A 12,979-nucleotide genomic window follows, 5' to 3' on the forward strand; every position below is an offset into this window, starting at 1 on the left:
CCGCGCCCTGCTCCGCGTGCCGGTCCGCCGCTCCGCGTGCCGGTCCGCCGCTCCGCGCACCGCCCGGCGGTCGATCGTCCTGCCGGCCGCGCTCGGGCGGTGGCTGGACGTGGCCCCGGGCCTGGAGACCGGCGCGGACGACTCCGTGGTGCAGCCGTTCGGCCCGCTCGGCCCGCCGCAGCGGATCGAGCAGCTGGCGGGGCCGGCCGGAGGGCGCGCGCCCCGCCCGTGGCCGTGAACAGGCTGTCCTGCTGGCGGCGTTGCGAGTGCGCCCGCGCGGCCCGGCTCGGGCCGCCCGCGCGGCCCGGCTCAGGCCGCCCGCGCGGCCCGGCTCAGGCCGCCCGCGCGGCCCGGCTCAGGCCGCCCGCGCGGCCCGGCTCAGGCCGCCCGCGCGGCCCGGCTCAGGCCGGCCGCGCGGGCGGGTTCCGCCGCTCAGGTCGCCGGGCCGGGCGTGTGCACCAGGCGACAAAAGTGCATGTGCACCAAGCGCGAATCCGGGCGCTCAGCTGCTCATCGACGAGCCCAGGGACGCGAAGAAATCGCCGAACCCGTTGGCGATGTCGAGCAGCCCGCCGCCGATGGAGCTCACCACGTTGGCCGCCGACTGCGGGCGATACGCGACGAAGAACACCAGGAACGCCAGGCCACCCCATCTGAGGATCTTCTTGACCATGGTCGCCTTTTCCTCCCGATCAAGGACGCCGAGCATTCAGCGTAGCCGTTGAATGACACTCAGTGAAGTTGCCCTATGTCATTGAACGACCCGCAGCACGATAGCAACACACGAACCGCGCATTCACGATCGTTCACTCACCGCTCGTCGTCGCCGCGGGGCCCGTCGCCGCTGCTGTGTCGGCTTTCGGGCAGGCCGGTGTCCCCGGCTGGAACGCCCCTGTGGTGTCCATCGACCGACGAGGAGTTGCCAATGTCATACCCCGGACACCCGCCCGCCCCCGCCGTGGCCCCGCCCGCGAGCCGCCCGACGACGCTCGCCCTGGCGTTCCTCGGCGCGCTCGTCACCGGCCTCGCCGGCCTCGTCGCCTCCGTGCTGCTCCTGGTGCGCGCGCACGACCTGGCCGCCGACACCGTCGACGAGATCGCCGGGGACGTGCTCGGCGACGAGCTCACCAGGGCCACCGTCGACGAGGCCGCCGCCACGCTGCAGACCCGCGGCGTGGCCGGGATCGTCTCGGCGCTGCTCGTCATCGGCTTCGCGTTCGCGATCCGGGGCGGCGCCATGTGGGCCCGGATCGTGCTCACCGTCCTGCTGGCCGGCTTCCTGTGCGCGGGCGGCCTGCAGGTCGCCGACGTGGCCCCGGCCGCGACCAAGGCCCTGGACGTGCTCGCGTGGCTGCTCGGCCTGGCCACGATCGTCCTGATGTTCCTCCCGCCGTCCAACGCATACGCCCGGGCGCGCAGACAGGGAGCCGTAGCATGAGCTGATGGCGTACGACGAGGTGCTCGCCGAGCGGCTGCGCGAACGGCTCCCGGCCGCGGCACGGCGGCGCATGTTCGGCGGCCTGGCCTTTCTGGCCGGCGGCAACATGACCGCCGGCGTGTACCGCGACGACCTGCTCGTCCGCCTGAGCCCCGAGGACGCCGGCGCCGCGCTGGAGCGTCCGGGCGTGCGGCCGTTCGACATGACCGGGCGCCCGATGCGCGGCTGGGTCCTCGTGGCCGGCGAGCACCTCGACGACGCCGATCTCGACCAGTGGGTCGCGACCGCCTCCGCGTTCGTGGCCACGCTCCCCCCGAAGTAGGGTGCAGCGGATGGGCCACGTGCGCACGGCGTTCTTCCTCGACTTCGACAACGTGTTCAGCGGGCTGTTCAAGCTCGATCCCGAGGTCGCCGTGCAGTTCGCCAGCGAGCCCGGGGTGTGGCTGCAGCGGCTGGCCACCACCCTGACCGCCGAGGCGCCCCGGCGCTGGCTGATCCTGCGCTGCTACCTGAACCCGGCGGGCTGGGTGAACACGCGCGACGCGGCGGGGGAGCCCAACCGGCTGTACTTCTCCCGCTTCCGCCCCAGCTTCGTGCGCGCCGGCTTCGAGGTCATCGACTGCCCGCGGTACAACGCCACGAAGAACGCGGCCGACATCCGCATCGTCGTGGACGCCGTCGACGCGCTGGCCGACGACACCCGCTACGAGGAGTTCGTCATCGCGTCCGGGGACTCGGACATGACCCCGCTCCTGCAGCGCCTGCGCCGCGCCGACCGCCGCACGATGATCGTCTCCCCGGCCGACGCCGCCGAGGCCTTCACCTCGATCGCCGACCAGCTCCTGGACAGCCAGCAGCTCCTGGCGCTCATCCAGGGCGAGCCGGTCGACCTCGACGACTTCGACGGCGCTCCCGAGGCCGGCGCCGACTTCGTGCCCGACGAGGCCTACGAGCAGTTCCGCACCATCGTCACCGCCGAATACGAGGCCGCCGAGGCGCCCCTGAACATGGCCGCGCTCGCGTACCGGCTGCGCACCGAGGTCGGCCCGGTCGTCGGCAGCAGCAACTGGTTCGGCTTCGGCTCCTTCGCCCGCGCGCTGGAGACCCTGGAGCTGCCCAACCTGCACCTGTCGCAGCACCTGCTGTGGGACGGGAGCCGGCACCAGGCCCCGGAGCCCACCGCCCCCGGAGCGCCCCGCACCGTGCTGCCCGAGCCGGTCGAGCGCCTCGCCGACCAGCTGAGCCTGCCCCGCCTGCCGCAGGCGTGGTGGCCGTCCATCTACGAGACGCTCTCGGCCTACGCGCGCGAGCACCGGTTCAACCTGACCCAGTGCACGAGCTGGTCGCGCGACCGGCTGCGCGACAACGGGGTGCCGGTCAGCCGGGGCGCGGTGGCGTTCGTCGTGCGGGGGACGTCCTTCGGCGGCTACCCGCTGCACCGCCAGCCCCCGCCCACGCCCGCCGAGATCGCGTCGGCCTTCGTGAACAACGTGCTCTCCCGCGCGGAGGCGGCGCAGATCCCCTTCACCGAGGAGGAGGCCGCCGCGGTGCGCTCCTGGCTCGGCGAGTCGGCCTGACGGCAAGTGGAGCGCTTCGCGCCTGGGCTTCGCGATAAGTCGGGCGCTTCCGCATCTGGGCTTCACGGCAAGTCGGGCGCTTCCGCATCTGGGCTTCACGGCAAGTCGGGCGCTTCCGCACCTGGGATTCGCGATAAGTCGGGCGCTCCGCGCCGCGACTTATCGGATTTATCGCCTGGCGGCGGATATGTCGGTTCTCAGGCGTTCTGCAGCACCCGCGACTGCGTGATCGGCTCGGCGCGGCCGCGCACGGCCAGCGCCAGGCCCGCGAGCACCACGACGGCGAGCCCACCCGCCGAGAGCAGCGTCAGCGCGTCCGGCTCCAGCAGCGGCTGCCCCCGCAGCGCCTGCCACGTCAGCAGCGCGACCAGCCCCGCATAGCCCGCCGCCGCCACCCGCACGACCCGCAGCCGTGTGCGCACCGCCCCGAACCGGGCCGGGTACCGCGCGGCCAGCAGCGCCAGCACCAGAGCCAGCAGCGGCAGCGCCTGCAGCGCGTGAATCCCGGCGAAGTGCGGGATGCGCAGGTCCCCGCCGGTGGTCGACCAGCCGGTCAGCGGCATGGAGGGCCCGCCGTCGGCGACGCCCACGCTGTGCGCGCCGATCATCGCGGGCGCGCCGCCGTTGTCGAGCTCGATGCGCTGCCCGTCCGTCGGCTGCGTCATGAGGAAGCCGAGCATCATCCCGGCGAGCGAGAGCGCGAACCCGAGCCGGGCCGCCGAGCGCACCACCGGATCGGAGTCGCGCTGCACCGCCACCACGACCGCCACCACGAGGCTGGCGGTCCAGAGCACCATCACCGTGGCGCCCATGAGACTCCAGATCATCGCGTCGAACGGGGTGGCGACGTCGAAGTGGCTCGGCCGCCCGCGCACCGCCTGCAGCACGATGGCGACCATCTCGCCGGCGGACGCCAGCGCGACGACGGTCGCGGCCCACCAGCCCGTGCGGCGCCAGCGGTGCACGAACCGCAGGAGCCAGGCCAGCGTCAGGGCGTACAACCCCAGGGAAACGGCGAACTTGCACGGCTTGAGCCAGGCGGGGCTGCCGCCGATGCTGCGGTCGTCGACGGCCAGGCCGACGAGCGCCACGATGGTGAGCACGCCCATGACGGCGGCCAGCCCGACCAGCGGCCGGTGCCAGCGGGCGGCGGTGACGGGGGAGTTCGACATGCCTCGACCCTCCCGTTCGCGGGGCCCCGAAGCAGCCCCGCGCACCCCCGAATCGACGGTGAGGCTGTCCCTACCCCGGCGGCCGGACCGGCTACCGTCGCGGAATGACCAACACCTATGCGAACGCCGCCGGGCTGGACGGCACGGCGTGCATCGTCACCGGGGCGGCCCAGGGCATCGGGCGGGGCATCGTCGAGGCGCTGACCGAGCGGGGCGCCGCCGTGCTGCTCGTCGACCACAACGCCGAGACGCTCGAGGCCACCGTCAAGGGCCTGGAGGGCCGGCGGGTCGCGTCGCTGCTGTCGGACATCCGCGGGGCCGGCGAGGCGGAGCGGATCGTGGCCGCGGCGGTGGAGGCGTTCGGGCGGCTCGACGTGCTCGTGAACAACGCGATCGCCACCCGGGCGGCCGGGCCGTTCACGGAGCACAGCGACGACGACTACGACCTGGTCTTCGAGACCGGGCCGCGGGCGACGTTCCGGCTCATGAAGGCGGCCTTCCCGCACCTGGCCGCGAGCGGCCGCGGGTCGGTGGTCAACCTCGGGTCGAGCGCGGGGACCGAGGGGCAGGCGGGCTGGGCGACCTACGCGGCGGCCAAGGAGGCCGTCCGGGGTCTGTCCAAGGTGGCCGCGACCGAGTGGGGCGCGGCGAACGTGCGCGTGAACGTGGTGTGCCCGTTCGCCAACTCGGAGGGGGCGCAGCTGTGGGAGCGGTTCGACCCCGACGGCTTCAACGCCGCGCTCGCCAAGGTGCCCATGCGGCGCATCGGCGACACGCGCAGCGACATCGGGGCGCTGGTGGCCTTCCTGGCCAGTGACGACGCGACGTACATCACCGGCCAGACCATCATGATCGACGGCGGCTGGGGCATGCACCGGATCTAGCCGTACCGTTTTTGCGGGGACGGTTGCTGGGTAGTGATCCTCTGAACGCGATTTCGCCGGTTCGAGGGAGATGTGATGAGTGTTGCCGCGGATCCAGCCACCGTCGACAAGTGCCTCCGGGTGGGTGCCGGGTTCTCGCAGGGCGATCGCAACTGGATCGCCGAGCAGTTCGCGACGCTCGACGCCCGGCTCGCCGCCTTCCGCTCCGACGCGACCGAGCTCGAGGTGTCGGTGAAGGACCGTGAGGCGCCCGGCCAGAAGGTGACGCTGGAGTGCTGGATCGCCGGTCGGCAGAAGATCGTGACGACCTCCGGCGAGGAGGAGCTCATGGCCGCTCTGCACGACGTGCGCGACGACCTGCGCCGCCGGCTCAACGACGCCAAGACCCGCGAGGAGCCGCGCAACAACCGCCACCTGCGCGAGCGGGCGGAGGCGGAGGACTACTCCGAGCTGCAGTGACCATGGCGGCCGCCCCGCCTACCGGTGCCCGGCGGTAGGCGGGGCGGTCGACTCGCGAACCACCAGATGCGTCGCCAGCTGGACGTGCATCGAGTCGGGCGTGCCGCCGCGGGCGATGGTGTGCAGGGTGCGCACCGCCACCCGGCCCATGTCCGCGATCGGCTGGTGCACGGTGGTCAGCGGCGGCGAGGAGAGCTTCGCCGGCTCGATGTCGTCGAAGCCCACGATCGACAGGTCCTGCGGCACCCGGCGGCCGAGGCGGCGCGCGGCCTCGAAGACGCCGAGGGCGGCCCCGTCGCAGGCGGCGAAGATGGCCGTCGGCGGGTCGGGCCGGGTCAGCAGCTCGATCGCCATGCGGCAGCCGGCCTCCGCGGTGAAGCCGCCGTGCACGACGAGCGCCGGGTCGGCCTCGATGCCGGCGAGCTCGAGAGCGTTGCGGTAGCCGTGCAGCCGCTCCCGCGAGGCGGCGATCTCGGCGGGCAGCCCCGCGAAGCCGATGCGGCGGTGGCCGAGCGCGACGAGATGCTCGGTGGCCTGGGTGCCGCCGGCGAAGTTGGTCGCCGCGACGCTGGCCAGGCCCGTGCCGAAGGCCCCGGTGAGGTCCACGGAGACCAGCGGCAGGCCGAGCTCGTCGACGGTGCGGACCTGCCCGGCGGTGAGCGCGAGGGACACGACGATGACGCCGAGGCGGCGGCGGGCGGCGGCGCGGATCAGCCACGCGTCGCTCAGCGGGAGCCCGGGGCGGCCCTCGCGGTCGAGCACGTCGACGGCGATCTCGACGCCGAGCTCGCGGGCGGCGGTCAGGATGCCGCCGAGGACCTGCAGGGAGTACATGCTGACCATCGAGTCGAACACCACGTCCACGACGGTCTCGGCCTGCGGCTCGCGCGGGCCGGTGCTGGGCACGTAGCCGAGCGCGGTGATCGTCTCCTCGACCTTCGCGCGGGTCCGGGGATCGACGTTGGGCCGCTTGTTCAGCACCTTCGACGCGGTCGCCTTGGACACCCCGGCGGCCTGGGCCACGTCCTCGAGGGTGATGCGCACGGGCTGATCACTCATGCACCCTCCCAAATCGATAGAGCGCTCCCCGAAACTGTTTCATCGCGTTGACAGCAGAGTAGGTTACCCATACCGTCGATACAACACGAAACTCCACGAAAAAGTTTCCGCCTATGACGACCTAAGAGGACGACGGATCGTGACGACTGTGACCGAGAGACTTCCGTACCAGGACGCATCACTGCCGGTCGCGGAGCGGGTCGAGGATCTCGTCGGGCGCATGACCCTCGCCGAGAAGGTCGGGCAGATGCTGCAGCTGGACGCGCGGCTCGACCTCACCGAGGCGGTGCTGACCAAGACGGCGGGCTCGCTGCTGCACGCCTCGCCCGCGCGCATCCGCGAGTCGATGGCGATGGTCGCCGCGACCCGGCTGCGCATCCCGCTGCTGATGGCCGACGACTGCATCCACGGCCACGCGTTCTGGCCGGGCGCGACGGTGTTCCCGACCCAGCTCGGCATGGCCTGCAGCTGGGACCCGGCGCTGATCGAGCGCTCGGCGCGGGCGACCGCGACCGAGATCTCCACGACCGGCGTGCACTGGACCTTCTCGCCGGTGCTGTGCGTCGCCCGCGACCTGCGCTGGGGCCGCGTGGACGAGACGTTCGGCGAGGACCCGTTCCTGATCGGGGAGCTCGGGGCGGCCATGATCAGCGGGTACCAGGGCGGCGGCCTCGGCGACACGACCGCGGTCCTCGCGACGGCCAAGCACTTCGCCGGCTACTCCGAGACCCAGGGCGGCCGCGACGCCAGCGAGGCCGACCTCACCCCGCGCAAGCTGCGCTCCTGGTTCCTCCCGCCGTTCCAGCGGGCGGTCGAGGCGGGCTGCGCCGTGTTCATGCTCGGCTACCAGTCGATCGACGGCGTGCCCGTCACCGCCAACCGCTGGCTGCTCGACGGCGTGCTGAAGACCGAGTGGGGCTTCCCCGGCACCCTCGTCACCGACTGGGACAACGTCGGGCGGATGGTGTGGGAGCAGAAGGTCTGCGCCGACGACGTGGAGGCCGCCGTCATCGCGGTCGAGTCCGGCAACGACCTCATCATGACCACGCCCGCCTTCTTCGAGGCGGCGCAGACGGCCGTCGCGCAGGGGCGCCTGGCCGAGTCGAAGATCGACGATGCCGTACGCCGCATCCTCCGCCTGAAGTTCGAGCTGGGCCTGTTCGAGGACCCCCGCGGCGCCGACGCCGAGCGCCAGGCCGCGGTCATCGGCTCGGCCCCGCACACCGCGCTCAACCTCGAGGTCGCCCGCCGCTCGCTGGTGCTGCTGCGCAACGACGGCACCCTGCCCCTGGCCGCGCCGGTGCGCCGCATCGCGCTCGTCGGACCCAACGCCGACGACCCGCACGCCCAGCTCGGCGACTGGGCCGGCGCCTCCGGCCAGGTCGACTGGATGCCGGACGGGCACCCGCGCGAGACGGTCATCACCGTGCGCGACGGCCTGCTGGCCGCGCTGCCGGACGGCTGGGAGCTCACCTACTGCGAGGGCGCCCGGATCGGCAGCCTCGAGCCCGACCCCGAGGGCACCCACTTCCCCGACGGCCAGCCGCGCCCGCCCCTGTTCCAGGCGGCCCCGGCCGACCCGGTGGCGATCGCCGAGGCCGTGGCCCTGGCCGAGGCCAGCGACGTCGTCGTGGCCGTGCTCGGCGACAACGTGGCCCTGACCGGCGAGGGCAAGTCGACCGCGACCCTCGACCTGCAGGGCGGCCAGTCCGCGCTGCTCGACGCGCTCGTGGCCACCGGCAAGCCCGTCGTCGTGGTGCTCGTGCAGGGCAAGCCCTCGACGCTGCCCGCCTCGGCCGAGCGCGCCGCCGCCGTCGTCGCCGCCTTCAACCCGGGCATGCAGGGCGGCCGGGCCATCGCCGAGCTGCTCCTCGGCGAGATCGAGCCGAGCGGGCGCCTGCCGATCTCCTTCGCGCGCCACGCCGGGCAGCTTCCGGTGTACTACAACCAGCTCCGCGGCCAGCACGGCAACCGCTACGCCGACCTGACCCAGGAGCCGCTCTTCGCGTTCGGCGAGGGCCTGTCCTACTCCACGGTCGACTACTCGGACCTGCGCATCGCCGACCCGGTCGTCCCGGCCGACGGCGTCATCCGGGCGAGCGTCACGATCGCGAACACCGGCAGGCGCCCGTCGCTGGAGACGGTCCAGGTGTACGTGAGCGACCTCGTCACGAGCGTCACGTGGGCCGAGCGCGAGCTGAAGGCCTTCACCCAGGTGACGGTCGCCCCGGGCACGACGCAGACGGTCGAGCTGGAGCTGCCGGCGTCGTCCTGCTCCCTGGTCACGGCCGACGGCCGCCGCGTCGTGGAGCCCGGGCGCTTCGAGCTCCAGGTGGGCCGCAGCTCCAAGTCCGCGGACCTCCTGCGCGCCCCCTTCGAGATCCGCTAGGCCACCGGTCCCGGTCCCTGGTCCCGCGCCCGGCCGCGGCCGTCACGGCGTGCGATGCGTTCGCCGTGCACGATGCCCCGGCCGGGTAGTGTCGGCGGGTGCCCGAGGAACCGCTGGGATTCGTGCTCGCCGCGGTCGGCAGTGCGGCGGCGTCGGCGTTCGAGGCCGCGCTGGCCGAGACCGGGCTGCATCCGCGCCACTTCGCGGTGCTGCGCGGCCTGCGCGAGGCCGAGGCGCAGTCGCAGCAGCAGCTCGCGCACGACCTCGGCATCCCGGCCAGCCGGGTCGTCGGGCTGCTCGACGAGCTGGTGCGGCGCGGCTACGTGTCGCGCCGCGAGTCGCCGACCGACCGCCGGGTCAAGCTCGTCGCCCTGCTCGACGAGGGCCGGGCGGCGCTGGGCCGGCTGACCGCCCTCGCCGGGCGGTCCCAGGACCGGCTCACCGCCGGCCTGACCGATACCGAGCAGGCCGAACTGCGGCGCCTGCTCGGCATCGTGCACCGCAACGCCACCGTGGAGCCCGGGGGCGCCCGCGCGTCCGGTCGTCCCGGGCCGTAGGACATCGATCGCGGACCTGGTCGGTGCCCCGCGGTCGATCGCGGAGGGCGGGAGGCGTACGCCCGGTCGCGGTCGAAGGCGGCTAGGCCGCGGTGATGCGCGCGAGGCGCTGCGGGGTGGGCCAGCGCACGTCCCAGGCCCAGCCGAGCTTCTCGAACAGCCAGATGGTGCGGGCCGAGATGTCGATCTGGCCGCGCAGCACCCCGTGGCGGGCGGAGGTCGGGTCGGCGTGGTGCAGGTTGTGCCAGGACTCGCCCATGCTCAGGATCGCCAGCGGCCAGAAGTTGGCCGAGCGGTCGCGGGCCGCGAACGGGCGCTCGCCGATCATGTGGCAGACCGAGTTCACCGACCAGGTCACGTGGTGCAGGGCCGTGACGCGCACGAGCCCGGCCCAGAAGAACGCGGTCACCGCGCCCTGCCAGGACCACGAGATGAGGCCGCCGAGCACGGCCGGGGCCGCGAGCGTGACGATCGTCAGCGGGCCGAAGAGCCGGTGCACGAGCCGGATGTCGCGGTCGGCGAGCAGGTCGGGGGCGAAGCGCTCCTGGTTGGTGAGGTCACGTTCGAGCACCCAGCCGAGGTGGGCGTGCCAGAAGCCGCGGGCGAGCGCGACCGGGGAGGTGCCGAAGAGCCAGGGGGAGTGCGGGTCGCCCTCCCGGTCGGCGAACGCGTGGTGGCGCCGGTGGTCGGCGACCCAGTGCAGGATCGGCCCCTGCACCGCCATGCTGCCGACCACCGCGAGGCCGATGCGCAGCGCGCGCTTGGCCTTGAAGGCGCCGTGGGTGAAGTACCGATGGAAGCCCACCGTCGCCCCGAGGCACGTCACGACGTAGAAGGCCGCGGCGAGGATCACGTCCAGCCACGCCAGCCCCCAGCCCCACGCTATCGGGACCGCCGCGAGCAGCGCGAGGAACGGGATGATGACGAACGCGTAGACCGCGACGTGCGCCGGAATCGGGCGCTTGCGGCCGAGGAGGGGCTTCACCGCCGTGGTCATGGCCGCGACCATAGACCGCCGTCATGGCTGGCACCCCGCGGCAACAATGCCGGGCCGCGGCGGCGACGTTACAGGTAGACGTCCAGCCGCCCGGAGAACAGCGCCGTCGTCTGCAGCCGCTGCTGCTGGATGGCGTCGAAGTTGGCCCGCGCCTCCTGCGCCCGCTGCCGGAGCTGGTCCTCGAGCGCCTGCTGCTGCTGGATGCGCTGCTGGTCGTCGAGGCGCTGCTGCTCCGCCGTGCGCTGCTCGGCGAGGCGCTGGTCGGCCAGGCGCTGCTGCTGCAGCTGGTACTGCCGGTCGTCGGCCTCCTGCACGTCCCGCGCCCGCTGGTCCTGCTGCCGGACGAGCTGCTGGCGGTCGGCGGCCTGCGCGTCGTCGGCCCGCTGCTGCTGCAGCCGCTGGTCGTCGAGGCGCTGCTGCTGCAGCCGCTCCTGCTGGAGCCGGTCCTGCTGCAGGTTCTGCTGCATGTCCCGCGAGGTCGGCGTGCCCGCTGCGTTGGCCGTGGCGGCGCTGGTCGCGGTCGCCGAGGTCAGCGTGGTCTGTGTGGCCGGCGCAATCGGTGTGATCGACATGGCAACCTCATTACTCCTTGCAAGATTCCGATAACTCAAAGTTACCACGATCGGGTGATGGCAAACGTCTCCCCCGGCCGGCTCGGCGAGGTTCACCGGTCTGGAACCGCTCGGCGGTGGGCGGCCACAGCCCGCCGGAGCCGCCCAGTCGCACGGCCGCGTCCGGGAGGCGGTGGGCGTCATGCCGAGCGGGCCGTCCCATTGGCCCCAACCTACTGACTAGGCTTGGCAGAGGCCGTGCAGAGACGCCGGTCACGTTCCGGAATCGTTGCTGCCCGCCTCGGTTGGCTCGTAATGTCACGGCGGCAGTCCGACGGAGAGGCACACCCCATGTCCAGCGAGACGGTCCTGCAGGAATCCGACAACCGGCACGCCCCGCCGGCCACGGTGGTGATCTTCGGCGCGTCCGGCGACCTCACCCGGCGCAAGCTGATCCCGGCCATCGAGAGCCTCGCCCGCCACAATCGGCTGACCGAGCGGTTCGCGGTCGTGGGCGTGGCCCGCACGCCGATGGACGACCAGCAGTTCATCCACAACGTGCTCGGCGACCGCGGGGTGTCGGGCATGCCGCAGCTGGCCGGCGCGGTGCGGTACATCGCCGGCGGCTACGACGACCCGGAGACCTACAAGAATCTCAGCGCCCTGCTCGACGAGCTCGACGAGCAGCGCGGCACGGGCGGCAACCGCATCTTCTACCTCTCCACCCCGGCCGAGGCGTTCCCGCTGGTCATCAACGGCCTGGCCGGCGCCGGGCTGAACCAGGCCCCGGAGGGCTCCTTCGCCCGCCTGGTCATCGAGAAGCCCTACGGCCACGACGAGCGCAGCGCGAAGGCCCTCGACCAGACGGTGCACGCGTCCTTCGACGAGTCGCAGGTCTTCCGCATCGACCACTACCTGGGCAAGGACACCGTCCAGAACGTGCTCGCGCTGCGCTTCGCCAACTCCATCTTCCAGCCCATCTGGAACCGCACCTGGGTCGACCACGTGCAGATCACCGTGGCCGAGACGCTCGGCGTCGGCACCCGCGGCTCCTTCTACGAGCACGCCGGCGCGGTGCGCGACATCCTGCAGAACCACGTGCTGCAGGTGCTGGCCCTGGCCCTCATGGAGCCGCCGGCGTCGTTCGCGGCCGAGGCGGTGCGCAACGAGAAGGTGAAGCTGCTGCAGGCCATCCGCCTGCCCCGCGGCCGGGACATCGACGACATCGCGGTCCGCGGCCAGTACACCCGCGGCGGCACCCGCGAGGAGCTCATGCCCGGCTACCGCGAGGAGCCGGGTGTCGATCCGCTCTCGCGCACCGAGACCTACGCCGCCCTGCGCCTCGACGTGGACAACTGGCGCTGGGCCGGCGTCCCGTTCTACGTGCGCACGGGAAAGCGGTTGCCCAGCCGCGTGACCGAGGTCGCGCTGCAGTTCCAGCGCCCGCCGCACCTGCCGATCCCCGACTCGCAGCTCACCGAGCTGCAGCCCGACGCGCTGATCCTGCGCATCCAGCCCGACGAGGGCATCGCCCTGCGCTTCGGCGCCAAGGTGCCGGGCCACTCGTTCCGGGTCCGCTCGGCCAGCATGGACTTCTCCTACGACAAGACCTTCCGGGAGGAGTCTCCGGAGGCGTACGAGCGGCTGCTCCTCGACGCCCTGATCGGCGACACCACGCTGTTCATCCGCTCCGACGAGGTCGAGCAGTGCTGGCGGATCGTCGACCCGATCATCGAGCGCTGGGCCCAGGACACCAGCCCGATCCCGACCTACGAGGCCGCGTCCTGGGGCCCGACGGACGCGAACCGCCTGATCGAGCGCAGCGGGCGGGCCTGGCGCAACACCGTCGCCTGACGACGACTCCGCGACAAGGCCCGGGCGAGGTCTCGCCCGGGC

At 72.9% G+C, this 12,979-nt stretch carries 14 protein-coding genes; 9 read left to right on the top strand and 5 right to left on the bottom strand.

Translation table 11 applies throughout. The features are described from left to right. The first annotated feature begins 16 nt into the window (after window positions 1–16). Window positions 17–238 (top strand): hypothetical protein, encoded by a 222-nt coding sequence (locus ACQP1P_RS13530; protein WP_433086552.1) that lies wholly within the window; start codon window positions 17–19, stop codon window positions 236–238. A gap of 264 nt (window positions 239–502) precedes the next feature. Here the strand turns inward: ACQP1P_RS13530 and ACQP1P_RS13535 are convergent, their stop codons facing one another. After that, complete coding sequence (locus ACQP1P_RS13535) at window positions 503–673, bottom strand: hypothetical protein (RefSeq protein ID WP_433086554.1); 171 nt, start codon at window positions 671–673, stop codon at window positions 503–505. A 252-nt stretch (window positions 674–925) separates the two neighbouring features. Here ACQP1P_RS13535 and ACQP1P_RS13540 point away from each other — a divergent pair, with 252 nt between their 5' ends. From ACQP1P_RS13540 to ACQP1P_RS13550, 3 genes are read left to right on the top strand one after another with little or no spacing between them, the layout of a single operon-like run. Continuing rightward, window positions 926–1,438: a hypothetical protein gene (locus tag ACQP1P_RS13540; protein ID WP_433086556.1), complete on the top strand. Its 513-nt coding sequence runs from the start codon at window positions 926–928 to the stop codon at window positions 1,436–1,438. Window positions 1,439–1,442: 4 nt separating this feature from the next. Beyond that, on the top strand, window positions 1,443–1,760 hold the full coding sequence (locus ACQP1P_RS13545; RefSeq protein WP_433086558.1) for a TfoX/Sxy family protein: 318 nt from the start codon (window positions 1,443–1,445) through the stop codon (window positions 1,758–1,760). A gap of 10 nt (window positions 1,761–1,770) precedes the next feature. Further along, window positions 1,771–3,015 carry an NYN domain-containing protein gene (locus tag ACQP1P_RS13550; protein WP_433086560.1) on the top strand — a complete coding sequence of 415 codons (1,245 nt, stop codon included), beginning with the start codon at window positions 1,771–1,773 and terminating at the stop codon, window positions 3,013–3,015. A gap of 197 nt (window positions 3,016–3,212) precedes the next feature. Here the strand turns inward: ACQP1P_RS13550 and ACQP1P_RS13555 are convergent, their stop codons facing one another. Then, window positions 3,213–4,187 carry a hypothetical protein gene (locus ACQP1P_RS13555; RefSeq protein WP_433086562.1) on the bottom strand — a complete coding sequence of 325 codons (975 nt, stop codon included), beginning with the start codon at window positions 4,185–4,187 and terminating at the stop codon, window positions 3,213–3,215. 104 nt (window positions 4,188–4,291) lie between these two features. On the opposite strand from ACQP1P_RS13555, the gene ACQP1P_RS13560 reads away from it, so the two are divergent. Further along, window positions 4,292–5,071: an SDR family NAD(P)-dependent oxidoreductase gene (locus ACQP1P_RS13560; RefSeq protein WP_433086564.1), complete on the top strand. Its 780-nt coding sequence runs from the start codon at window positions 4,292–4,294 to the stop codon at window positions 5,069–5,071. A 75-nt stretch (window positions 5,072–5,146) separates the two neighbouring features. Beyond that, the gene (locus ACQP1P_RS13565) at window positions 5,147–5,530 is read left to right on the top strand and encodes an HPF/RaiA family ribosome-associated protein (RefSeq protein ID WP_433086566.1); all 384 of its coding nucleotides are present in this window, start codon (window positions 5,147–5,149) and stop codon (window positions 5,528–5,530) included. 18 nt (window positions 5,531–5,548) lie between these two features. Here ACQP1P_RS13565 and ACQP1P_RS13570 read toward each other — a convergent pair whose 3' ends face one another. After that, entirely contained in the window at window positions 5,549–6,589 is a 1,041-nt protein-coding gene (locus ACQP1P_RS13570; RefSeq protein ID WP_433086568.1) for a LacI family DNA-binding transcriptional regulator, read from the bottom strand. A gap of 148 nt (window positions 6,590–6,737) precedes the next feature. On the opposite strand from ACQP1P_RS13570, the gene ACQP1P_RS13575 reads away from it, so the two are divergent. Next, window positions 6,738–8,978 carry a glycoside hydrolase family 3 N-terminal domain-containing protein gene (locus tag ACQP1P_RS13575; protein WP_433086570.1) on the top strand — a complete coding sequence of 747 codons (2,241 nt, stop codon included), beginning with the start codon at window positions 6,738–6,740 and terminating at the stop codon, window positions 8,976–8,978. 98 nt (window positions 8,979–9,076) lie between these two features. Next, window positions 9,077–9,535: a MarR family winged helix-turn-helix transcriptional regulator gene (locus tag ACQP1P_RS13580; protein WP_433086572.1), complete on the top strand. Its 459-nt coding sequence runs from the start codon at window positions 9,077–9,079 to the stop codon at window positions 9,533–9,535. Window positions 9,536–9,617: 82 nt separating this feature from the next. On the opposite strand, the gene ACQP1P_RS13585 is transcribed toward ACQP1P_RS13580, so the two are convergent. Beyond that, window positions 9,618–10,532 (bottom strand): acyl-CoA desaturase, encoded by a 915-nt coding sequence (locus ACQP1P_RS13585; RefSeq protein ID WP_350609681.1) that lies wholly within the window; start codon window positions 10,530–10,532, stop codon window positions 9,618–9,620. A gap of 68 nt (window positions 10,533–10,600) precedes the next feature. Further along, a complete protein-coding gene (locus ACQP1P_RS13590; protein ID WP_433086574.1) occupies window positions 10,601–11,104 on the bottom strand; it encodes a hypothetical protein in 504 nt (167 codons plus the stop codon). A gap of 330 nt (window positions 11,105–11,434) precedes the next feature. Between ACQP1P_RS13590 and zwf the strand changes: the two genes are divergently transcribed. After that, a complete protein-coding gene (gene zwf, locus ACQP1P_RS13595; RefSeq protein WP_433086576.1) occupies window positions 11,435–12,937 on the top strand; it encodes a glucose-6-phosphate dehydrogenase in 1,503 nt (500 codons plus the stop codon). Window positions 12,938–12,979 lie beyond the last annotated feature (42 nt).

This window comes from Dactylosporangium sp. CA-052675 (assembly GCF_050947935.1).
GTDB lineage: Bacteria > Actinomycetota > Actinomycetes > Mycobacteriales > Micromonosporaceae > Dactylosporangium.